This is a genomic window from Phytohalomonas tamaricis, from assembly GCF_003012345.1.
Taxonomy (GTDB): Bacteria; Pseudomonadota; Gammaproteobacteria; order Pseudomonadales; family Halomonadaceae; genus Phytohalomonas; species Phytohalomonas tamaricis.
The window spans coordinates 166,489-189,143 of sequence record NZ_PVRV01000020.1 but is presented as its reverse complement, the minus strand read 5'-3'; the positions used below and the strand labels follow the sequence as shown (position 1 = coordinate 189,143).

At 52.9% G+C, this 22,655-nt stretch carries 22 protein-coding genes; 18 read left to right on the top strand and 4 right to left on the bottom strand.

Annotated elements, in window-relative coordinates; all coding sequences use genetic code 11:
• Positions 1-5 precede the first annotated feature (5 nt).
• The 3 genes from C3Z11_RS06395 to C3Z11_RS06385 are packed head-to-tail and all read left to right on the top strand — an operon-like array spanning position 6 to position 2,630.
• Positions 6-1,271, top strand: a complete 1,266-nt coding sequence (locus C3Z11_RS06395; protein WP_106477125.1) for a mechanosensitive ion channel family protein — start codon at positions 6-8, stop codon at positions 1,269-1,271.
• On the top strand, positions 1,264-1,848 hold the full coding sequence (locus tag C3Z11_RS06390; protein WP_106477124.1) for a hypoxanthine-guanine phosphoribosyltransferase: 585 nt from the start codon (positions 1,264-1,266) through the stop codon (positions 1,846-1,848). The genes C3Z11_RS06395 and C3Z11_RS06390 overlap by 8 nt, the downstream gene beginning before the upstream one ends.
• A 32-nt stretch (positions 1,849-1,880) precedes the next feature.
• Positions 1,881-2,630 (top strand): S-methyl-5'-thioinosine phosphorylase, encoded by a 750-nt coding sequence (locus C3Z11_RS06385; RefSeq protein WP_106477123.1) that lies wholly within the window; start codon positions 1,881-1,883, stop codon positions 2,628-2,630.
• Between the two features lie 101 nt (positions 2,631-2,731).
• Here the strand turns inward: C3Z11_RS06385 and mfd are convergent, their stop codons facing one another.
• Positions 2,732-6,202 (bottom strand): transcription-repair coupling factor, encoded by a 3,471-nt coding sequence (mfd, locus tag C3Z11_RS06380; RefSeq protein ID WP_106477122.1) that lies wholly within the window; start codon positions 6,200-6,202, stop codon positions 2,732-2,734.
• Between the two features lie 190 nt (positions 6,203-6,392).
• On the opposite strand from mfd, the gene C3Z11_RS06375 reads away from it, so the two are divergent.
• From C3Z11_RS06375 to C3Z11_RS06320, 13 genes are all read left to right on the top strand, one after another.
• Positions 6,393-6,536, top strand: a complete 144-nt coding sequence (locus C3Z11_RS06375) for a cold shock domain-containing protein (RefSeq protein ID WP_106477121.1) — start codon at positions 6,393-6,395, stop codon at positions 6,534-6,536.
• A gap of 385 nt (positions 6,537-6,921) precedes the next feature.
• Complete coding sequence (locus tag C3Z11_RS06370; protein WP_106477120.1) at positions 6,922-8,373, top strand: glyceraldehyde-3-phosphate dehydrogenase; 1,452 nt, start codon at positions 6,922-6,924, stop codon at positions 8,371-8,373.
• A gap of 277 nt (positions 8,374-8,650) precedes the next feature.
• Entirely contained in the window at positions 8,651-10,000 is a 1,350-nt protein-coding gene (locus tag C3Z11_RS06365) for a Na(+)-translocating NADH-quinone reductase subunit A (RefSeq protein WP_106477119.1), read from the top strand.
• A 2-nt stretch (positions 10,001-10,002) separates the two neighbouring features.
• Positions 10,003-11,232, top strand: coding sequence for an NADH:ubiquinone reductase (Na(+)-transporting) subunit B (locus C3Z11_RS06360; RefSeq protein WP_106477118.1), 1,230 nt, complete (start codon positions 10,003-10,005; stop codon positions 11,230-11,232).
• Complete coding sequence (locus C3Z11_RS06355) at positions 11,232-12,011, top strand: Na(+)-translocating NADH-quinone reductase subunit C (RefSeq protein ID WP_106477117.1); 780 nt, start codon at positions 11,232-11,234, stop codon at positions 12,009-12,011. Before C3Z11_RS06360 ends, C3Z11_RS06355 begins: the two co-directional genes overlap by 1 nt.
• A 2-nt stretch (positions 12,012-12,013) precedes the next feature.
• Entirely contained in the window at positions 12,014-12,682 is a 669-nt protein-coding gene (locus C3Z11_RS06350; protein ID WP_106477116.1) for an NADH:ubiquinone reductase (Na(+)-transporting) subunit D, read from the top strand.
• A complete protein-coding gene (nqrE, locus tag C3Z11_RS06345) occupies positions 12,683-13,303 on the top strand; it encodes an NADH:ubiquinone reductase (Na(+)-transporting) subunit E (RefSeq protein ID WP_106477115.1) in 621 nt (206 codons plus the stop codon). It abuts the gene before it with no gap.
• Between the two features lie 51 nt (positions 13,304-13,354).
• The gene (nqrF, locus tag C3Z11_RS06340) at positions 13,355-14,587 is read left to right on the top strand and encodes an NADH:ubiquinone reductase (Na(+)-transporting) subunit F (protein WP_106477114.1); all 1,233 of its coding nucleotides are present in this window, start codon (positions 13,355-13,357) and stop codon (positions 14,585-14,587) included.
• A complete protein-coding gene (locus C3Z11_RS16760; RefSeq protein WP_158700934.1) occupies positions 14,584-14,892 on the top strand; it encodes a hypothetical protein in 309 nt (102 codons plus the stop codon). Before nqrF ends, C3Z11_RS16760 begins: the two co-directional genes overlap by 4 nt.
• Positions 14,855-15,586 carry an FAD:protein FMN transferase gene (locus C3Z11_RS06335; RefSeq protein WP_106477113.1) on the top strand — a complete coding sequence of 244 codons (732 nt, stop codon included), beginning with the start codon at positions 14,855-14,857 and terminating at the stop codon, positions 15,584-15,586. The genes C3Z11_RS16760 and C3Z11_RS06335 overlap by 38 nt, the downstream gene beginning before the upstream one ends.
• Before the next feature lie 16 nt (positions 15,587-15,602).
• Positions 15,603-15,851 (top strand): (Na+)-NQR maturation NqrM, encoded by a 249-nt coding sequence (nqrM, locus tag C3Z11_RS06330; protein WP_106477112.1) that lies wholly within the window; start codon positions 15,603-15,605, stop codon positions 15,849-15,851.
• A 23-nt stretch (positions 15,852-15,874) separates the two neighbouring features.
• Positions 15,875-17,269, top strand: coding sequence for a Si-specific NAD(P)(+) transhydrogenase (gene sthA / locus C3Z11_RS06325; protein WP_106477111.1), 1,395 nt, complete (start codon positions 15,875-15,877; stop codon positions 17,267-17,269).
• Between the two features lie 57 nt (positions 17,270-17,326).
• On the top strand, positions 17,327-17,611 hold the full coding sequence (locus C3Z11_RS06320) for a YrhK family protein (RefSeq protein WP_106477110.1): 285 nt from the start codon (positions 17,327-17,329) through the stop codon (positions 17,609-17,611).
• Here C3Z11_RS06320 and C3Z11_RS06315 read toward each other — a convergent pair.
• From C3Z11_RS06315 to C3Z11_RS06305, 3 genes are all read right to left on the bottom strand, one after another.
• The gene (locus C3Z11_RS06315; RefSeq protein WP_106477109.1) at positions 17,599-18,477 is read right to left on the bottom strand and encodes a DNA replication terminus site-binding protein; all 879 of its coding nucleotides are present in this window, start codon (positions 18,475-18,477) and stop codon (positions 17,599-17,601) included. The two genes, C3Z11_RS06320 and C3Z11_RS06315, sit on opposite strands and share 13 nt — an antisense overlap.
• 133 nt (positions 18,478-18,610) lie before the next feature.
• Positions 18,611-19,519 (bottom strand): carbon-nitrogen hydrolase, encoded by a 909-nt coding sequence (locus C3Z11_RS06310; RefSeq protein ID WP_106477108.1) that lies wholly within the window; start codon positions 19,517-19,519, stop codon positions 18,611-18,613.
• 10 nt (positions 19,520-19,529) lie between these two features.
• Complete coding sequence (locus C3Z11_RS06305; RefSeq protein ID WP_106477107.1) at positions 19,530-20,564, bottom strand: agmatine deiminase family protein; 1,035 nt, start codon at positions 20,562-20,564, stop codon at positions 19,530-19,532.
• Between the two features lie 152 nt (positions 20,565-20,716).
• Here C3Z11_RS06305 and C3Z11_RS06300 point away from each other — a divergent pair, with 152 nt between their 5' ends.
• Positions 20,717-21,955: a lipoprotein-releasing ABC transporter permease subunit gene (locus C3Z11_RS06300; RefSeq protein WP_106477106.1), complete on the top strand. Its 1,239-nt coding sequence runs from the start codon at positions 20,717-20,719 to the stop codon at positions 21,953-21,955.
• Positions 21,948-22,631, top strand: a complete 684-nt coding sequence (locus C3Z11_RS06295; protein WP_106477105.1) for an ABC transporter ATP-binding protein — start codon at positions 21,948-21,950, stop codon at positions 22,629-22,631. Before C3Z11_RS06300 ends, C3Z11_RS06295 begins: the two co-directional genes overlap by 8 nt.
• Positions 22,632-22,655: the final 24 nt, after the last annotated feature.

The window sequence follows — 22,655 nt, the reverse complement described above, 5'->3', positions numbered from 1 at the left end:
GGATTATGCCAAACAGCTCCGATGCCACGAATATTCTGCAGGACATACAACACTGGGCCGAAACCAATACGTGGTTCCCCGGCTGGCTAGTGGTGCCTGTCGCGTTGATGGTGGTGGCGCTTGCCCTGGACCTGACAACAAACTTCACGTTTAACCGATTGGGCAAGAAGCTTCGTCATACGCGAAGTCGCTGGGACGATATATTGGTCATGGCGCTGTGTATGCCACTGCGTTTGTGGTTCTGGGTATTGGCATTAACGGCTTCCGCGCTGATTTTATCGCGCCATTTTGATATCCACTGGGCATATGAATATATTTTGCGTGCTGGTGGGCTGATGACCATGGCATTAGTCACTTGGTTCGGTATTCGCTTTATCAAGCAGATGGAACAGCGGCTGGTCTACCCGCCTGCCGCCAATCACGCAAAGCCCATGGATCAGACCACAGCTGCGGCGCTGACCAAGCTTATCGGCGCTGTTATTTTCACTGTGGTCGGACTGATAACGCTTCAGCTGCTCGGGATGTCAATTTCCGGCGTACTGGCATTTGGTGGCCTTGGTGGCTTGGTCGCTGGTTTTGCGGCGCGTGATCTATTGTCGAATTTTTATGGTGGGATGGTGATCCATATCGATCGCCCCTTCAAATTGGGTGACTGGGTGCGCTCACCCGATCGTAATATCGAGGGGATCGTAGAGGATATCGGTTGGCGTCTGACACGTATCCGTACCTTTTCAGGCCCACCGTTGTATGTCCCCAATGCTGTCTTTAACCGTATCGTTGTTGAAAATCCTTCACGGATGAATCACCGCCGCCTGTGGGAAACGATCGGAATTCGTTATGACGATGCCGCGGCTATTAACGCCATTGTTGCGGATATCAAAGATATGCTGGAGCAGCATGATGAAATCGATCAGGACGAGTTGATTACCGTCAACTTCAATCACTTTAGCTCGTATTCGCTGGATATCTTCATCTATGCCTTTACCAAGGTGACAGATTGGCAGCGATTTCATGAAATCAAGCAGGATGTACTCCTGAAAGCGCGCGATATCATCTATGATCACGGCGCTGAGCTGGCCCTGCCAAGTTCGAAGGTCTATGTGCCGAAAGCGGTTTCCATTGCTGAGCGTTCCTTACAGGACGATCAGGACGATGAAAGATCGCCATCACAGGATGAACAGGCGCATGGGCATGAACCGGATGATGCTCCTCGCCCGCGTGGCGGGCCAGCCGACGACCCAAATTCTCAAGAGCAAGACACTAATGCCTGACAAACCTCTTTCCCACGATCATGAACGTCACTATCTCGATATGCGCACCTTGATGGAGCAGGCAGACTGCCTGGTGCCTCAGGCGGCTGTCGAAACCGCTCTGGATCGCATGGCCGAAGAGATTACCGCCAAGCTCGGCGATAAACTGCCGGTATTTTACTGTGTTATGAACGGAGGACTGATTACCACGGGGCATCTTTTAACCCGTCTCGGGTTCCCCCTTGAAGTCGATTATCTTCATGCCACACGCTATCGCGGCGGTCTGCGCGGAGGGGAGCTGTTCTGGCGTGTCTCCCCTGAAGTGCCGATGGCAGGACGCCACGTTGTCATTGTCGATGACATCTTGGATGAAGGCGCGACCCTGGCCGCGATCCTTGAGTATTGCAAGGAAGCGGGGGCGAAAAGCGTCTCTACGGCAGTACTGGTTGATAAGCGCCACAACCGTAAGGCCGTGCCTGGCTTAAAAGCTGATTTCTGCAGCCTTGATGTCGAGGACCGCTATGTGTTCGGTTTCGGTATGGATTACAAGGGATACTGGCGCAACGCGCCGGGGATTTTTGCTCCCAAGGGCCTTTAAGTGCCTGTGATAGCAGAGTGAAGGAGTAGGGCATGTTGGCAGTCATTGGAGGAACGGGGCTGACCGAGATGGCGGGGCTTGAAGTGCTCAAGCGCCATTCATCGGAGACGCCATTGGGGGCGGCATCTGCTGGCGTGATCCACGGAAGCCTGAATGACCGTGAATTGCTTTTTCTGGCGCGCCATGGGCATCCGCATAAGTTGCCGCCGCATCGCGTCAATTATCGGGCCAATTTGTGGGCGCTCAAGCAGGCCGGTGCTACGCACGTGGTGGGTATAAACGCGGTAGGCAGTATCGATCCAGCACTGGGCTCGGGTGCGCTTGTCGTGCCCGATCAGTTGATCGATTATACCCATGATCGTGAGGCGACATATTTCGATGGTCGCTTCAAGCCTTTAAAGCATATTGATTTTTCTTGGCCTTACAGTGAGTGCCTACGGGCTGAAATCGCTCGGGCCGCTGTGATCTGTGGCGAGCAGCTAATCGAAGGTGGCGTGTATGGCTGCACGCAGGGCCCTAGACTTGAAACAGCTGCTGAAATTGCCCGCATGGCGCGCGATGGCTGCAGTCTGGTCGGGATGACTGGAATGCCTGAGGCGGTCTTGGCGCGTGAGCTGTCGCTCGATTACGCTTGCCTGGCGCTGGTCGTCAATCCTGCTGCAGGCGTGGTCGAAGGTGAGATCACCATGGCGGAAATTGAGCAGGCGCTAGTAGGAGGGATCGAACGAGTGAAACGCTTGATTGCTGCGCTTTTAAAAAATGAGGCGGCTCCTCAAGAATAGTCACTGCATCTGCATAACGTGAATCCGCTATTGCTTACGCAAAAGAGCCCGCCAATAGGCGGGCTCTTTGATGATGCATGTGCTTCTAGCGCGGCATTTGCTCACGCTGCCTTAGCTTTTTCATTGAGACGATCGAGCAGCCGTTCAATGGCCTTGAAGCGTGCTTCCGGCGTTGCCATGTCAGCTTCGAAACGTAGTGTATCGGCACCATCGAGTTTGAAGTGGGTCGGGTCCTTCTGAATCAGTTGAACAAGGGTGAAGGGATCAACATCAGTCTGTGTACCGAACTGGATGCGTCCGCGAGTGTCGCCGGCTTCAAGACGAATAATGCCAAGACGCGTGGCGCGCTGACGTAGTTTCGTCTGCCTAAACAGGTGTTTGACCTGCTCGGGCAGTAGACCAAAGCGGTCGATCAATTCAACCTGCAGCTCTCTAAGCTCACCTTCGTTACTGGCGTTGGCGATACGCTTGTACATGACAAGTCGCTGCTGGACGTCATGCATGTAATCTGCGGGAATCAACGCCGGCAGGTTAAGACTGACTTCGATGCCTTCATCCAGCGGAGCATCGATGTTAGGCGTTTTCCCGGCGCGAATGGCCTTGACGGCACGGTCGAGCATTTCCATGTACAAGCCGTAGCCAATTGTCTCAATCTGGCCGCTCTGCTCTTCACCAAGCAGCTCACCTGCGCCACGAATTTCAAGATCATGACTTGCCAAGGTGAAACCTGCTCCCAGGTCATCGGATTGTGTAATCGCTTCAAGGCGTTTTATCGCATCCGTGGTCATCTGCTTGGGTGGTGGCGTGAGCAGGTAGGCGTAGGCCTGATGGTGCGAGCGACCTACACGCCCGCGAAGCTGATGCAGCTGCGCGAGGCCGAACTTGTCTGCACGTTCGATAATGATGGTGTTGGCGCTTGGCACGTCAATACCGGTCTCGATAATGGTAGAGCATACCAGGACATTGAAACGTTTATGGTAGAAGTCCGACATCGCTCGTTCGAGTGAACGTTCGGGCATCTGACCATGAGCGACGCCGACGCGGGCATCCGGCACCAGCTCACGTACTTTTTGTGCGCTTGCTTCGATGCTCTTGACCTCATTATGAAGGTAATAGACCTGGCCGCCACGGAGTAACTCGCGCAGGATCGCTTCCTTGAGGGTGGCCTCATTACGCTGCTGAACAAACGTCTTGACCGACAGGCGCCGCGCCGGTGGTGTAGCAATGATGGACAGGTCGCGCATGCCGCTCATCGCCATCGACAGCGTACGGGGAATCGGTGTCGCAGTCAGCGTAAGGATGTCCACTTCAGCGCGTAGCTGTTTGAATTTTTCCTTCTGCGCAACCCCAAAACGATGCTCCTCATCAATGATGACCAGCCCTAGATTGGCAAAATCAAGCTCACGACCAAGCATCTTGTGCGTGCCTATGACGATATCGGCACGTCCATCGCTGATGCGCTCCATTGCCTGTGACTGAATCTTGCCGGTCTTGAAGCGTGACAGGATCTCGATATCGATAGCGGTATCAGCGAAGCGGTCCCGGAAGTTATCGTAATGTTGCTGTGCAAGTAGCGTGGTAGGCACCAGTACGGCGACCTGGCGGCCCGAGTGTACCGCCAGAAATGCCGCACGCATGGCTACTTCCGTCTTGCCGAAGCCAACATCACCACAGACGACTCGGTCCATGGGCTGGGGTGATGTCATGTCATGAATTACCGCTTCGATAGCAATACGCTGGTCAGGTGTTTCCTCAAACGGGAAGCGAGCGATAAAGCGGGCATATTCCTCGCCAGGCAGTTCGCAAGCGTAGCCTTCTCGCGCTTCACGGCGTGCATAGACATCGAGTAGTTCGGCTGCGGTATCGCGTACTTTTTCTGCCGCACGACGCTTGGCCTTGTCCCAGTGATCCGAGCCAAGCTTATGCAGGGGGGCCAGTTCATCATTGGCGCCGCTATAGCGAGAAATCAGATGCAAGCTATCAACAGGCACGTAGAGACGAGCGCCGTCGGCATATTCAAGTGACAGAAACTCTGCTGCCTGCCCACCGGCCGATATTGTTTCAAGGCCCAGGTAACGTCCTACACCATGCGTGTAGTGAACCACGGGAGCGCCTGGCTTGAGCTCAGAAAGGTGGCGCACAGCCATTTCATTATCATCGGTTGCCTTGGCGCGGCGACGGGTTTGACGGACGACTTCGCCATACAGTTCAGACTCGGTAATCATCACCATATGGGGATCATCAAGCCACAGGCCTGCATCGACATCACCGGCCGTGATGGCAGTCCGCATCTCACCTTGGAGAAAATCATGCCAGCTTGCGATTTCGGGCAGTTCCAATCGCAAAGGTGCAAGCGTTTCGATCAGCGCTTCACGGCGGCCGCGGGATTCGGCGACAAACAGAATGCGTAGCTCTCTATGACTATTTAAAAAGCTTTCAAGACGTTTGAGCGGTGCTGTACTGCGTGCATCGATAGCAACATCGGGAGGCGCTTGAGTGGCAAAGGCGTAAGTGTGCGCAGTAGGTTCTTGTTGCCATTGCACTCTCAGATGACGATTGATGATACCGAACAGCTCTGCTGCCGGTATGAAGACCTTTACCGGTGGCAGTAGTGGACGTGTCGGATCGACACCGAGATTCTCGAAACGGCTTTCAATCGACCGCCAGTGTGCCTCGGCGGCCTCAAAGACTCCCGGTAGTAGGGCAACCCTGGTATCCGCCCCCATATGATCGAACAAGGTGGCCGTCTGTTCAAAAAATAGCGGCAAGTACTGTTCAAGTCCTGGCGAAGGGATACCTTTTAGGGCATCCAGATAAAGAGGGCTTTGGCGTGGGTCGACGTCAAACAGGGTTTCGAACCCTTCGCGGAATTGCGCAATCGCTTCGGGGGTCAGCGGATATTCATGCGCTGGTAATAATTCAATACGCTCGACCTTGTCATGAGAGCGCTGAGTATCAGGGTCGAAGGTGCGTAGGGTATCGATCTCGTCATCGAATAGATCGATACGCAGGGGTACTTCACTTCCGACAGGATAAAGATCAATCAATGCACCGCGGAAAGTGTATTCCCCGGGATCATAGACCGTTTCAACAGCGCGGTAGCCCGCCCGTTGGAGTTGGGCACGGAATTTCTCTCGGTCGATGCGCATGCCGGTTTCGAGCGAAAGCGCCTGTACTGCCACATAGTCCGTTGGCGGCAAGCGCTGCATCAAGGTGTTGATGGAGACCAGAACTATGCCGGAAACGCCATTTTGTAATTGCCGCAGCGTCCGCAACCGTGTCGAAACAATATCCTGATGAGGAGAGAAACTGTCATATGGCAGTGTTTCCCAATCGGGAAAGGGGAGAACCTGCGCGGATGGCGTACCGAAAAATGCCAGTGTGGTTTCGAGCCGTTGCGCCGTTGCCGTATCCGGCGTAATTACCAGAAGGGGCGATTCTGCCTTGGCAGCAAGAGAAGCCAAGGCGAGTGCGCCAGCGCTACCAGACGGTTGCTGCCAATAACAGGTTTCTCGTATCGCGTTGGGTTCCGGCGGGAATAACGGACTATAGAGTGAGCTTTGCACGGGCATGGTCGGTTTGAAGGGTTCCGTGTCGCAAGGTGGCAAGAATAAGTAAAAGATGGGGGGTGTTACGCTCGGTTTCAATGGAAAATTTTATTGTCGCTATCTTGTTGAGTTTCTTGTAGTCAAGAAGTGATGCCACGGTTTAAACGATATAATGGATATTATCAGGCAGAACAAACCTTGACGTCGAAACAGCATGCCAGCGAGAGCGACATGCATGGTGAAGTCGTTTAAGAGTACCAAGGGTTATGGGACCATTCGCCGTGAGCTGGATGACGATGTATTGATCCATTGCCGGGCCATTCGGGGCGAAGGTCACCACACGTGCCCGGAGGGATAAAAAGTAGCGTTTAGCGTGACACGAGGCCACAACGTCTTGCAGGCTGAATGCATCACTTCAGCCTTGAAGTTTCTTCTAACGAGGCGATCAGCTACGGTCGCCTTCATGACTATTTTCAACCTCATCTTAAACTTTAGATTATTCGCCTTTTGTAGTAGAGCTACATGCGCTGCGACCATAGTGCCGTTGTCGTTGTCGATTCATTGTTCTCATAATGCCCCCGCCTTGCCGTACCAGACGCGCAACTTGCGTGCTGTGTCCTGGCACATTTCTGGCGTCATATCGTCATGACGTGCCATCGATAAAGATAGCGTTAACATAATGGGCCAGCATCGCGGAGGTTGCGTCTGTTTAACCTACCGAGAGTCCGTATAGGAATAAGCCCGTGAGTCAAGAAAAGCGCGATGTATGTTTCCAGCAATGGCAGGCGCAAGAGGCGCTAGCAGAAGAGATGGTCCCACTGCTTGGTCAGCTCTACCGAAAATACAATATTGTGCCACTGCTTTATGGGCGTGCTCTTTTTAAACAGTCTGTCATCCGCATTCTTAAAGACCATCGCTACGTTCGCAAGATAGAGAACATAGAGCTCACCGTTCACGATACGTTGCCTTTAGTCAAAGCGCTGACCGAGCTGTCTCCCGGGCCGGCCCATATCGATCTCGGCAAGTTGGCTGTAGCGTTCAAACGCTCAGGAAACAATGATCCCGCGGCCTTTTTGAAAGAAGCACTTGCATCGATTATCGGTCGGCACAAGGCGCATCCTGACGACAGCAATCACCAAGACGTTGTGCTCTACGGTTTTGGCCGTATCGGTCGTTTGCTGGCACGCATTCTGATTGAAAAAAGTGGCGGCGGTAATCTGCTGCGGTTACGTGCGATCGTAGTTCGTGGGCAAAGTGCTGACTTGGTAAAACGCGCCAGCCTATTACGGCGCGACTCGGTACATGGTCCATTTCAAGGCACCATTACGCTTGATGAAGACAATAATGCTCTGATCGCCAACGGTAATTACATTCAGATCATTAATGCTGATGCGCCTGATCAGATCGATTACACCGCTTATGGCATCAGTGATGCCATCGTCGTCGATAACACAGGGAAATGGCGTGACGAAGAGGGACTTTCGCAACACTTGAAGTCCAAAGGGGTAAAAAAGGTACTACTGACGGCGCCGGGTAAAGGCAACATTAAAAATATCGTCAGCGGTATCAATCAGGGCAAGATTACTGATAACGATAAGATTCTATCGGCGGCCTCATGTACCACCAATGCCATCACGCCGGTTCTCAAGGCGATAAGCGACCGCTTTGGTATCGAGCATGGTCATGTCGAAACGGTACACTCTTACACCAATGACCAGAATCTGATCGATAACTATCACAAGGGTGATCGTCGCGGGCGTAGCGCGGCACTGAATATGGTGTTGACGGAAACGGGGGCTGCCAAAGCTGTTGCCAAGGCGTTGCCTGAAATGGCGGGCAAGCTGACCGGCAATGCCATTCGTGTACCGACACCCAACGTGTCGATGGCTATCCTGAACCTAACGCTCACTACCCCGACCGATCGTGATGCGCTTAATGCCTATCTTCGCGAAATGGCAGTAGGCTCTTCGCTTCGCCGCCAGATAGACTACGTGTGCTCCCCGGAGGTAGTGTCTTCGGACTTCGTGGGCAATCGTCATGCAGGGATTGTTGATGGTGAGGCCACCATTGCTGACGGCAAGCAGGTCGTTGTCTATGTCTGGTACGACAATGAGTTCGGTTACAGTTGTCAGGTTGTTCGTCTTGTTCAACATATGTCGGGGGTGACTTTTCTGTCGTTGCCCGAAGACAGCTAATCAGTAGTAAAATGGTCATGCGTGTTCGACTTTAGTCGAATGCGCATGGCTTTATAAACGTTCTCATAGTACTCGTGTGGTTTTTCACCAGCTCCATCCTTATAATACCCCCGACTTTTTACGGGTTCGCCGTGTGTGGACCATCGATACAAACATCTGATCCTAAAAAGAAATAGAGGGGCGCAGCGAACACACCCAGCTGTACGGGCATCATGATAATGGAGCCTGTCAATCCCGGATTACTTGGCAGAATCAGATCTGATATTTGGGCGAGACTATGATCGAAGTCAAACGAGGCCTGGATCTCCCCATCGCTGGGGCGCCTGCGCAGCGCATCGAAGATGCTGGCGCCGTGCGTCACGTGGCTGTCCTGGGCTCGGATTACACCGGGATGAAGCCGACGATGGAAGTGCGCGAGGGAGACAAGGTGACGCTTGGCCAAACGCTCTTCACGGATAAGAAAACCGAAGGTGTGCGTTACACAGCACCGGCGGCAGGTGAAGTGGTAGCCATCAATCGGGGCGAAAAGCGTCGTTTGCTCTCTGTGGTTATTCGCGTTGACGATTCCGCTGCAGTGGAATCGTTTCCTGTCTATCAGCGCGATGCTCTGGAAGGGTTAGAGCGTCAGACGGTCGTCGATCAGCTTAATGGCAGTGGACTGTGGACTGCTTTTCGGACACGTCCCTTTTCACGCGTTCCTGCGCTGGATGCACATCCTGCCAACATCTTTGTTACCGCTATCGATACGCATCCTCTCGCTGCTGATCCAGCGGTTATCATCAAGGAATCGCCTGAAGCTTTTGCTCATGGTTTGAGGGTTTTGACACGTCTGACGGCAGGGCGAGTATTCGTTTGTCAGGCACCTGAGATCGGCATTCCAGGAGATGATATCAAGGGTGTTCAGTTCGAACATTTTAAAGGGCCACACCCTGCGGGTCTTGCCGGTACGCACATTCATTTTCTTTCACCTGTCGGTCTGAGTCGTCAGGTTTGGACGATTGGCTATCAGGATGTGATTGCGATCGGGACGCTTTTTGCCGAAGGTCGGCTGGATGTTTCACGGATCATTGCCATCGGTGGGCCTCGGGCCAAGAATCCTCGTCTGGTGCGTACGAGACTGGGCGCCGCTCTTGATGAGTTGCTGGCCAATGAGGTCGAGTTGCCCGAAGATACCCGCGTCATTTCAGGCTCCGTATTCGGTGGCCAGACCGCTACGGGATCAGTGGCTTATTTGGGGCGCTATCATAATCAGATAAGCCTCATTGAAGAGGGCGACAAGCGTGCCGCTCTAGGGTGGCTATCACCCGGACGTAAACGGCATTCCATTCTGGGCATTTATATGTCTCATATGTTCGGGTTGAATCAATACAAGCCGAATACCAATACCAACGGTTCTGAGCGCGCCATGGTGCCTGTAGGCTCCTATGAACGAGTAATGCCGCTGGATATCCTGCCCACGCACCTGTTGCGCGCCCTGATTGTTGGCGATATTGAAGTCGCCATGCAGCTTGGCTGTCTGGAGCTGGATGAAGAGGATCTCGCCTTGTGTACCTACGTGTGCCCAGGCAAGTATGAATACGGTCCTATCCTGCGCGACAACCTCAATACGATTGAGAAAGAGGCTTAACGATGGGGATTCGCCAGTTTCTCGACAAGATCGAGCCGAGTTTTCACAAGGGCGGTAAGTATGAGCGTTACTACGCGCTCTACGAGGCTGTTGATACAATTTTTTATTCTCCGGCCAGTGTGACCAGAACCACGGCGCATGTGCGTGACGGTATTGATCTGAAGCGCATCATGATTACGGTATGGCTGTGTACCTTTCCGGCGATGTTTTTTGGTATGTATAACGCCGGCCTGCAGGCCAATGTTGCGATTGCCCAAGGCTACGGTGCCATTGAAGGCTGGCGCGAAACGCTCGTCATGGCACTGGCCGGCAGTCATGATCCCAATAGCATCTGGGCCAACTTTGCCCTGGGTGCGGCCTGTTTCCTGCCTATCTATCTGGTGACCTTTGTGATCGGTGGGTTTTGGGAGGTGCTGTTTGCAATCAAGCGCGGTCATGAGGTCAATGAAGGCTTCTTTGTTACCTCCGTACTGTTTGCGTTGATTTTGCCTCCGACTATTCCGCTCTGGCAGGTAGCGCTCGGGATCACCTTCGGCGTTGTGATCGGTAAAGAGGTTTTCGGCGGAACCGGCAAGAACTTCCTTAACCCAGCGCTGACAGGAAGGGCGTTTCTGTATTTTGCATATCCTGCTCAGATTTCCGGTGACGCTGTATGGGTCGCTGCAGATGGTTATACCGGTGCGACCGCATTATCAACCGCGCAGCAAGGCGGAATGGACCAGCTTCATCAACAGATGTCGTGGAGTGACGCCTTCTTCGGCTTCATCCCGGGGTCGGTGGGTGAAACGTCGACACTGATGATTCTGATAGGTCTTGCAGTATTGCTGTTTACACGTGTGGCATCCTGGCGCATCGTGTTGGGTGTGTTTGTTGGCATGGTTGCTACGTCCTACTTGTTCAACTGGGCAGGCTCAGCAACGAACCCGATGTTTGCCATGCCTTGGTATTGGCATTTTGTAGTGGGTGGTTTTGCCTTCGGTATGGTCTTTATGGCTACCGATCCCGTATCGGCATCCATGACCAATACAGGTAAATTCATTTTCGGGGCGCTGATCGGTTTGATGACGATCCTGATTCGCGTCGCCAACCCGGCATTTCCGGAAGGCATCATGCTGGCAATCCTGTTTTCCAACCTGTTCGCCCCATTGATCGACCATTTCGTGATTCAGGCCAATATCAAGCGTCGCCAGAAACGCTTGGCGCAGCCCCCTGTTACTGAGGAGACCGCGTAATGGCCAACAATAACTCGGTCAAGAAAACGCTTATTGTCGCTCTTTCGCTATGTGTGGTTTGTTCGGTAGTGGTGTCGAGTGCAGCGGTCATGCTGCGCCCGATCCAGCATCAGAATCAGGAACTCGACCGCAAAACCAATATTTTGCAAGTCGCTGGTCTGCTCGAGTCAGGGGGCGATGTTCAACAGCAGTTTTCCCAGATCACACCGAAGGTGGTGAATCTGGATACTGGCGAGTATGAAGAGAACATCGATCCTGCTACTTACAGTCAGACGGCTGCCGCTGCCGACCCCGCGCAGTCTCGTTCGCTGGGAGGTAATGATATTGCCGGTATCGGCCGACGTGAAAATTATGCGGTCGTTTATCTTGTAGGCGATGAGCAAAATCCTGATGAGATCATTTTGCCTGTACGTGGCCAAGGGCTGTGGTCGTTAATGCTTGGCTATCTGGCGCTTGAAGGCGACGGTAATACCGTGCTCGGGTTATCCTTTTATGATCAAGGGGAAACGCCTGGTCTTGGTGGGGAAGTTGATAATCCCTCCTGGAAGGCACTGTGGAAAGGTAAGAAAATCTATCCGCAAGACAGTACCGAGCCTACTATTCGCCTGGTCAAGGGTGGTGTAGATAGCGGTACCCCCGATGCCGAACATAAAGTCGATGCGCTTTCTGGCGCGACATTAACTAGCCGCGGCGTGACCAACCTGCTGCAGTTCTGGATGGGTGAGCAAGGCTTTGCTCAGTACCTGTCACGCTTTCGCGATACGACTGGAGGAGCATAATCATGGCAGCCGATACGCCTACTGGGCTTCTGACGACGCCCGTTTTCAGAAACAACCCGATTACGCTGCAGATCCTGGGGATCTGTTCAGCGTTGGCTGTGACCAATTCCATGCAAACCTCGCTGGTAATGGGGCTTGCAGTTATTGCGGTAACAGCGTTTTCGAGCTTTTTCGTCTCGCTGATTCGTCAGCATATCCCGTCATCGATCCGCATTATCGTGCAGATGACGATCATTGCCTCGCTGGTTATCGTGGTCGATCAGTTATTACGCGCCTATGCGTATGACCTGTCGAAGCAGCTGTCAGTTTTCGTCGGCTTGATCATTACCAATTGCATCGTCATGGGGCGTGCCGAAGCTTATGCCATGCAAAATGGGCCGGGCTTGAGCTTTCTTGATGGCGTTGGTAACGGGCTAGGCTATAGCCTCATTCTGTTAGTTGTTGGTTTTGTTCGTGAACTGTTCGGTTCAGGCTCCATTTTTGGCTATACGGTATTTGCTTCGATCAAAGATGGCGGTTGGTACATGACTAACGGGTTGATGCTACTGCCGCCTTCGGCATTTTTTGTCATCGGTTTGCTGATCTGGGCCATGCGCAGCATTAGCCCCGAACAGGTAGAGAAAGCCGAATACAAGATTACTGCCAATACCAAAGCGCAGGAGGCCGTGTAAATGTTCGAACTCTATCTGAGTCTGTTCATCAAGGCCGTGTTCGTGGAGAACATGGCACTGGCCTTCTTCCTGGGCATGTGCACGTTTCTGGCGGTATCCAAGAAAGTGCAGTCTGCGATTGGCCTTGGGGTTGCCGTAGTGGTTGTGTTGACCATAACGGTACCGGTCAACAATCTTATCCTGAACTATCTGCTCAAGGGCGGTGCCTTGACATGGACGGGCATCGAAGGCGCTGAAAATATCGATCTCACGTTTTTGGGCTTGTTGAGTTACATCGGCGTTATCGCGGCGATTGTCCAGATTCTGGAAATGGTCCTCGATAAGTTCGTGCCGGCGCTTTACAACGCACTAGGTGTTTATCTGCCGCTGATTACAGTGAACTGCGCCATCATGGGTGCGTCCTTGTTCATGGTGCAGCGCGACTATGCCTTTGGTGAGTCGGTTATTTACGGTGCAGGTGCGGGTATAGGCTGGGCATTGGCCATTACCGCGTTGGCGGGTATCCGTGAGCGGCTCAAATACAGTGATGTTCCGGCGGGACTGCAGGGCTTGGGCATTACTTTCTTAACCGTAGGTCTGATGTCGTTGGGCTTTATGTCTTTTTCCGGCGTTCAGCTCTAAAAACAAGCCAGATTCTTAGTAGTCGATAAGTAAAGAATATAGGGAAATGACATGGTCGATACATCCGTCATACTGATCGGCGTCGTCATGTTCACTGCGATCGTAGTGGGATTGGTCATCGTGATTCTGGCCGCGCGCAGCCGGTTGGTCAGCAGCGGCGACGTAACCATCGAGATCAATGATGATCCGGCGAGCAAAGTGACGACGCAGGCTGGTGGCAAATTACTGCAGACCTTGGCCGCCAATGGAATATTTCTTTCCTCTGCGTGCGGCGGCGGCGGTTCCTGTGCGCAGTGTAAGTGCCGTGTGAGTGAGGGGGGTGGGTCAATATTGCCTACCGAAGAAAGCCATTTCACCATGCGTGAGAAGAAGGAGGGCTGGCGGCTATCCTGTCAGGTGCCTGTTAAGCAGGATATGAAAATCCAGGTGCCGGAAGAGGTCTTTGGCGTCAAGAAATGGGAATGTACCGTGGTGTCCAATCCCAATGTTGCCACCTTTATCAAGGAACTGACGTTACGTTTGCCGGAGGGCGAGAATGTGGCCTTCCGTGCCGGTGGCTATATGCAGCTCGAAGCGCCGCCCTACGATGTCAAGTTCAAGGATTTCGATATTCCCGAAGAATATCGCGGTGACTGGGAAAAGTTCAGCCTGTTCAATCTTGAAGGAAAGACCAGTGAGCCGGTTATTCGTGCCTACTCGATGGCCAACTATCCTGAAGAGAAAGGCATCCTTAAGTTCAACATCCGTGTGGCAACGCCGCCGCCCAATAGCAGCCATCCGCCAGGGCTAATGTCGTCTTGGGTATTTAGTTTGAAGGAAGGCGATAAGGTTACGGTATACGGACCGTTTGGTGAGTTTTTTGCTAAAAATACCGATGCCGAAATGATCTTCATTGGTGGCGGTGCAGGGATGGCACCCATGCGCAGCCATATCTTCGATCAGCTTAAGCGCTTGAAAAGTGATCGTAAGATTTCGTTCTGGTATGGGGCCCGCTCGGTGCGTGAGTCTTTCTACAATGATGAATACGATAAACTCGCCGAAGAAAACGAGAATTTTGAATGGCATCTGGCATTGTCCGATCCGCAGCCTGAGGATAATTGGGAAGGGCCGACAGGGTTCATCCACAACGTTCTTTATGAGCGTTATCTGAAGGACCACCCGGCTCCTGAGGACTGTGAATATTATATGTGTGGGCCTCCCATGATGAATGCTTCCGTGATCAAGATGCTGACTGATCTTGGTGTCGAGCCGGAAAATATTCTATTAGACGATTTTGGCGGATGACGCGAAGCTGTATCAGAGTAACAACAGGGCTGGTCCTTTTGGGACTGGCCCTGTTTGTTACTGGATGTACGGGTTCGCATACCTATGTATTGTCTGGTACGTTTTTAACGACAGGCTATAGCATCAAAATAGTGGGCAGCTATGATGAGGCACGGTTACAGTCGCTTCAGGAAGGGATCAATACTACCCTTGCCGATATTGAGGCATTGATAGCGCCTAATTATCCCGGCGGCTCGGAGCTTGCCCTGATCAACGACACGGCGAGCGGTGAGTTTTGCTGCTTTCAGCGCCTATGGCCCAGGTGATGCATATGCATTGACCATGACGCTATTGACCAATGGCGCTTTCACTGTAAGCAGTTCTTCCAAAAACGCTCTGGTTGAAGAAGTTGCCATGACGCGTAGTGGTAAGAGTGATAGCGTTATAGCTGCAGCTTCCGGCAAGGACGTTTATCATGGTGTGCAACTTATCGGGACCGCATTGATCAAGTATCGTCCGGTACACGTTGACCTTACCGCCATTATCAATGGATATGCGGTAGACCGGATTGCTGACTATCTAGTCACCGAAAACGTCACAGATTATCTTGTTGAGTTAGGAGGCATCATCCGTACGCATGGCCGTAAGAGCGATGATCAGCCTTGGCGTATCATGATAGCTATTCTTGGACAGTTTGGTGATCAGCCCTTACCTGTTGTTGAACTGACTGATCGGGATGCATCGGCAATATTTATTGACCATCAGAACACAGCGAATGATGACCAATCGCTGGGGTGGGAGGCCCGATCAACGGCTGGTAGTCGTATTCATGCCGCTGCTGTTATTGCAGATAATGGCTTGCAGGCTGAGGCCTTTGCAGCGGCTTTTGGCGCACTGACGCCTGAAAAAGGACTTGAATTGGCCGAACAGGAAAACATAGCGGCTTCTCTTGTTGTCCAAGCTCATAACGAATTAAGTACATATTACAGTTCTGCATTTGCATCTTATCTACGTAAGTAGATATAGGAGAATTACTATGATGTTATGGTTAATAGTTTTTGTCGCTATGCTGTTGTTGGTGACGGCCATGTCTGTGGGCGTACTAATGGGGCGTAAACCGATTGCGGGCTCCTGTGGTGGCCTCAATCGTCTTGGCTTGAAGCAGGGCTGTGATATCTGTGGCGGGAAAGATGATGTGTGTGAGCGTGAGCAGAAAAAGCGAGCGCAAAAGCGGGAGCAACATCATTCAGATCTCGCCTATGATGCCTCGCAGCGAAAAGGCTGAAGGAAAAGGAGCTAACACGTTTCATGGCTGTCTATAACTATGATGTGGTCGTTATCGGGGCTGGCCCTGCAGGGGAATCGGCAGCGATCAATGCTGCCAAACATGGTAAGCGGGTCGCTATTGTAGAGGGGCAGCCAGCAGTAGGCGGCAACTCTACGCACAAAGGCACCATACCATCCAAGGCATTACGTCACTCGGTCAAGCAGATCATCCAGTTCAATACCAGTCGGTTATTTCGTGACATCGGCGAGCCGCGCTGGTTTTCCTTTCCTCGTGTGCTTGAAAGATCCAAACGAGTGATCGAAGAGCAGGTTGAAATGCGTACGACCTTTTATGCGCGTAATCGCATTGATGTCTTTTTCGGTCTGGCGCATTTCAAGGATGAGCATACGGTTGTAGTACGTAACACCAATGAGGGCGCTAGGGAGCTGTGCGCCTTGAAGTTTGTGGTTGCCACTGGCTCACGTCCCTACCGGCCGGCGGATATCAATTTCAGACACCCACGTATCTATTGCTCCGACACCATTCTGGGACTGTCCCATACGCCACGCACAATGATTATTTATGGCGCGGGCGTGATTGGTTCCGAATATGCCTCGATCTTTTCAGGATTGGGGGTCAAGGTGGACTTGATCGATACGCGTGAGCGTCTGCTGTCGTTTCTGGATGATGAGATCAGCGATGCGCTCTCGTATCACTTACGCAACAACGGTGTCTTTGTCCGTCACAATGAAGAGTATGAAAAGGTAGAAGGTGATGAACATGGCGTTGTGCTCTATCTGAAGTCCGGCAAGAAACTGCGTGCCGATGCCTTCATGTGGGCCAACGGTCGTACCGGTAATACTGATCAGTTGGGGCTGGAAAATATCGGCTTGAAGGCCAACTCGCGTGGGCAGTTGCCTGTTGATGATCGTTATCGCACCGAAATTCCGCATATTTACGCCGCCGGTGATGTGATCGGTTGGCCAAGCCTGGCCAGTGCCGCTTACGATCAGGGGCGTTTTGCTTCATCTGATCTCTTGGAAAACGATGATTTTCGTCTGGTCAGCGATATTCCCACTGGGATCTATACCATTCCTGAGATCAGTTCGGTGGGCAAAAACGAGCGAGAGCTGACGCAGGAAAAAGTACCTTATGAAGTAGGACAGGCATTCTTCAAGGATACCGCGCGCGCCCAGATCACCGGCGACACGGTCGGTATGCTGAAGATTCTGTTCCATCCGGAAACGCTTGAGATCTTCGGTATCCACTGCTTTGGTGATCAGGCGTCCGAGATTATTCATATCGGCCAAGCCATCATGAATCAACCTGATGGGGCGAATACGCTGAGCTACTTCGTAAATACGACCTTCAATTATCCCACCATGGCAGAAGCGTATCGCATCGCCGCCTATAACGGTTTGAATCGTCTATTCTGAGTATTGCACCGGCTAGCGTGCTTGTGCGCTAGCCGTTATTCAACCTCAGGAGGAACGATGCGCAAGGAAAGGAAAAATGAAACCGGCGAACTGGCTTTCACTTTTGGGCATAAGGAAGTCGAAATTCATAATCGTTATGAAGCGTTAAGTATCGCCAACGATATTCTTATTGGTCTGTGGTTCACGATTGGGAGTGTCCTGTTTTTCTTCAAATCGACCGAAACTGCGGCTATCTGGTTATTCGTGATCGGCAGTGTACAACTACTGATTCGTCCCGTGATCCGTCTGGCCCGACTGATTCAGCTTAAGCGCCTACCTGATAACGGTACTCAAGATTTCTGAGTCGGCATCCTGTAGCGGTAGACCCGCAGGCTGGGGATAAAGGGCTCCTCTTCTAGTTTTGCATCACCTCGTTTTGCCCGGGTGCGCTCCAACGGTGGTGCGCTGGCGGGTTCATTGTGCTGTGGCAAACGATTATCAGGTGATGGTATGAACAAAGGCAGCGGTACATTCATGGCGCGCCGTGTTCGCCCATCGTCAAGCGGTTCCCGGTAGAACACGTTAGCGCGCATGACCGGTGCTTGGTCCTGTACTTGGGCAAGGATTTCTCCACTGGGAATTCCTGCAAGTTTCTGCCATTGGATCTGCACATGTGGCGCTTCATTGTTGAGGCGCGCCAGACGCTGCTCTATTTCGGCCACACTGATGCGTTTAATCGAGCGCCCACTCGAATACCAGGCCATACGTACACGCGCGACCGGTGCCTCAGCCACGGGTAGGCGGCGCCAGCACTGTTTGAGATGCAGCCGCGCCAGGCCTTCACCTTTCATATAGTTATGCAGGACAGGATGGCGAAAGGGGAGCGTGGCCTTGAGCTCGGGAATCAGCGTCGGTGTGGTATTACGAATTTCACGAAGCAGTAATGCAAAAGCGTCCTTGTGACGGTTGACGCTTGCAACGTGATCCATCAGCGCCTCATCGGCCATGATCAGGCCGATATAGTTGCGCGTGGCACGGCCATCCTGGCCATCCTGATACCAGAAGTCAGTCAGGGCGCGACGTAGCCAGGCAGCATCGGCAGTCTCGTTGCTAAGTGCCCATGCTGCAGTCGGGTGTGCTTCGAAGTGATCAGCAAGCCCAAACGTGGCGCTTATCAACTCATCAAAGGCTTGTTCGAGCTTGGCTAATAGCTGGTATTGAAGGTCCACTATGATTCCTTACAATTTTTATACCGTTACCTTAAAACTCAATAAGCCATACTGTATGCATATACAAAAACCGTTGCAAGCCCTGACAGGCTGCAACGGTTATCCAAGCTGATTCCTAATCTTTTTGAAGCGTCTAGCGCCGATCGAGGTAACGTTCGGTCAGGTCGCTGTAAGCATCGATGCGACGATCACGCAGATAAGGCCATATGCGGCGTACGGATTCGCTGCGTGAACGATCTATGCTGACCAGCAGATGGGCTGTTTCCGTATCGCCATGAGCCAGGAGCTCGCCTTGGGGACCGGCAATGAAGCTTCCACCCCAGAACCTGATACCTTCACTTGTACCGCTAGGGTCAGCTTCATGACCGACGCGGTTGGCAACAATGACAGGCAAGCCATTGGCTACCGCATGCGAGCGTTGAATCAATGTCCAAGCCTCTTTTTGGCGAGACTTTTCAGCGTCATCATCGCTGGGGTCCCAGCCAATCGCGGTGGGATATAGCAACACATCAGCCCCAGCCAGCGCCATCAAGCGTGCTGCTTCTGGATACCATTGATCCCAGCAGACCAAAACGCCAAGTTTGCCCACTGAGGTCTCGATGGGCGCGAAGCCGCGCCCAGCACCTTGGCCCGCGTCCCCCGGCGTGAAGTAGAACTTCTCATAAAAGCCGGGATCGTCAGGGATGTGCATCTTGCGATAGGTGCCCACTAGCCCCTTGTCGCGGTCAAGAACCACCGCCGTGTTGTGATAAAGGCCCGGTGCACGACGCTCAAAAATTGATCCGACGATAACAAGATTAAGTTCACGCGCAAGCGTTGCCAGGCGCGTCGTTGTTGGGCCATCGAGTGGCTCGGCCAGGTCGAAGACAGCGGTGTCCTCGGTCTGACAGAAGTATTGGGTTGCGTGCAATTCCTGTAGCAATACAAGCTCGGCGCCACGCTCGGCAAGGGCGCGAATGCCGCGCTCACTTTCGGTGAGGCTCTTGTCCTTGTCCGGCCAGGCGGGCTGCTGAACAAGACCCACATTTAAGGTCATCGACATCAATCTCTCCTTAAGCAAGCGTGCCGCATGGTAGCTGCATGGTCAGACAGTGAAGGCTGCCATGTTGGCGGATCACGCTACGACAATCGATTGGAATAATAGTTCTGTCTGGAAACGCTGCTTCAAGCGCCTTTAACGCTTCGATATCAGCAGGGTCGGCATAAGTGGGTAACAACACGGCATCGTTGATGATCAGGAAGTTGGCATAGGTAGCCGGCAGGCGATGGCCATCTTCCGGGTCGAAGCAGGCGCGAGGCCAAGGCAGCGGTATAAGGGTATACGGCGTGCCATCGTTCTGGCGTAGTGCGTGAAGCTCTGCTTCCATCGCTTTCAAATCAGGGTAGTGCGGATCTGACGGTTCATCGCAGCGCACATAGGCGATGGTATGTTCATTGCAAAAGCGCGCCAACGTATCAATATGACTGTCTGTATCGTCACCTTCAAGATGGCCATGAGAGAGCCACAGTACACGCTTTATTCCCATCGTCTCGCTCAGGTGAGCTTCAATCTGCTCACGAGATAGATGCGGGTTGCGGTTTTTATTGAGAAGGCAGGCTTCTGTCGTCAGCAGGGTGCCCTGACCGTCGCTTTCCAGTGCGCCGCCCTCAAGGACGATCTCGTGGGTTTCGACATCATTCGCAAATATGCTTTGGTCACGTAACGCACGGGTTAATGCGTTGTCACGTTCGGCAGGAAACTTGCCGCCCCAGCCAGTAAAGCGATAGTCAAGCAGGGTGATGTGGCCGTCGCGCTCGACGGCAAGCGGGCCATGGTCGCGTGTCCAGGTGTCGTCACTCGGAGCAACGGCAATAATGAGCTGTCCGTTGTCTACTCCTAAATTGGCGAAGCGAATACGCAACTGCTCTGCTGTGGCCTCATCACCTGCTGCGATCAAGACGCGCTCATGCCTTGCAACGGCCACTACAATCGCTTCAAGGGTCGCCTCGATGCGATCCAGCAAAGGCGCCCAGTCGCTTTGCGGCGTGGGCCATGTCAGTTGCACTCCGTCCTGGCGGTGCCACTCGGGTAATAACGTGGTTGGCATGGTATTCTCCCAAAAGTTGGCGCGCATTCTAGCAGCTGCGGCAGGATTCAAAACGCCTAAACAGAGAGGATTGATAGAGATTTTATGTGAACAGTGCACCGGAGGAGAAAAGTTCGTACCATGGGCGATCCTCTAGACAGGAACAAGACTCAATGCTGGATCGCATACCCTTCCTGATTGGCCTGCGCTATACACGGGCCAAACGACGAAATCACTTTATCTCGTTTATTTCTTTGACCTCAATGCTTGGGCTCACCCTCGGGGTGGCCGTGCTGATTCTCGTTCTTTCCGTCATGAATGGCTTTGATCACGAACTGCGTAGTCGTGTGTTGGGGATGGTGCCGCATACCCGTATCGAGGCTCAGAACGGTATTGATAACTGGCAAGCGCTTGCCGATAAGTTAAAGCGTTATCCTCACGTTCAGGCTGCCGCGCCTTATGTCGAGCAACAGGGCATGTTCTCGGTGGGCGGACGCACCCAGGGCGCTATGGTTGAAGGTATTGAGCCAGCCGCGGAGAGAAACGTCTCGATACTCGGTGATCATATGATTGCCGGGAGCCTGGATGACTTAAAGCCGGGGCAGTGGAACATTGTGCTTGGCGAACTGCTGGCCCGGAACCTCGGCGTTGGTCTGGGTGATCGTGTCACGTTGCTTGTCCCTGAGGCATCGATTACGCCAGGAGGCGTCTTTCCACGCCTCAAGCGTTTTACTGTTTCCGGTATATTCAAGGTAGGCGCGCAGATTGATGGAAGTCTAGCCTATGCCAGTATTGACGATATGCAGGCATTGGCACGAATGGATAGCCCGCAGGGGATTCGTCTCAAGCTCGATGATCTCTTCCAGGCGCATGCGGTTACGCGTGACATCGTTAATGATCTGCCGCCGGGGTATCGCGGTATCGACTGGACTTATACCCAGGGCAACCTGTTCCAGGCGATCCAGATGGAAAAGCGCATGATTGGGCTGCTATTGATGGTGATTGTTGCTGTGGCAGCGTTCAACATCGTTTCTACTTTGGTCATGGTCGTTACCGATAAGCATGCCGACATCGCCATACTGCGCACCCTCGGCGCGAAGCCGCGGACCATCATGGGCATCTTCATTGTTCAGGGTCTGACGATTGGGCTGATTGGCATTGTGCTAGGTATCGTGATTGGCGTCATCCTGGCATTGACAGTAGCCGATATTATTGCCTGGGTTGAAGCCGTGTTCGGTATTCAGTTCCTTGATCCCAATGTTTATTTCATAAGCTACTTGCCTTCACGTCTGGAAGCCTCCGATGTTGGGATAGTCACGGCTGTCGCTTTTGTGCTGAGTTTCCTGTCTACGCTTTATCCGGCATGGCGCGCCGCTCGTGTCCAGCCTGCGGAGGTCCTGCGCTATGAATGATGTCATGTTGCAATGCCACAATCTGGTCAAGGTCTACCGTGAGGGGCCGCAGGATTTGACTGTCCTCGATCAGCTTTCATTGGAGGTGCGTGCTGGTGAGCGTGTTGCCATTGTCGGCACGTCGGGCTCGGGCAAGACGACATTACTGAATTTGCTCGGGGGGCTGGATAGCCCAAGCTCTGGTGATGTTCGTATCGCTGGCAAGTCATTGCTTGGCCTGTCAGAGACCGCAAAAGGCACTTTCCGTAATCGTCATATCGGTTTCGTCTATCAGTTTCATCATCTACTGGCCGAGTTTACTGCGATCGAGAATGTGGCGATGCCTTTGATCATTCGAGGTCAGACGCGTGCACAGGCCAAGGTCCGGGCAGTAGAACTGCTTGGTCAGGTGGGGATGCAGGCGCGCGGTGAGCATAAGCCGGGCGAGCTATCGGGCGGTGAGCGCCAACGCGTTGCCATTGCGCGCGCCTTGGTCACTGATCCGAGCTTGGTGCTGATGGATGAGCCAACCGGTAATCTGGATCAGACCACAGCGGCAAATATTCTTAGGCTGATGGATGGTATTGCTGAAAACAGCAAGAGTGCCTTTGTGATTGTCACCCATGATCCTGCACTCGCGGCTCATCAGGATCGCATCCTGCATCTTGATAATGGTCGACTGACACAAACGCCATAAACTGTGCCGGTGCATGATCATGCA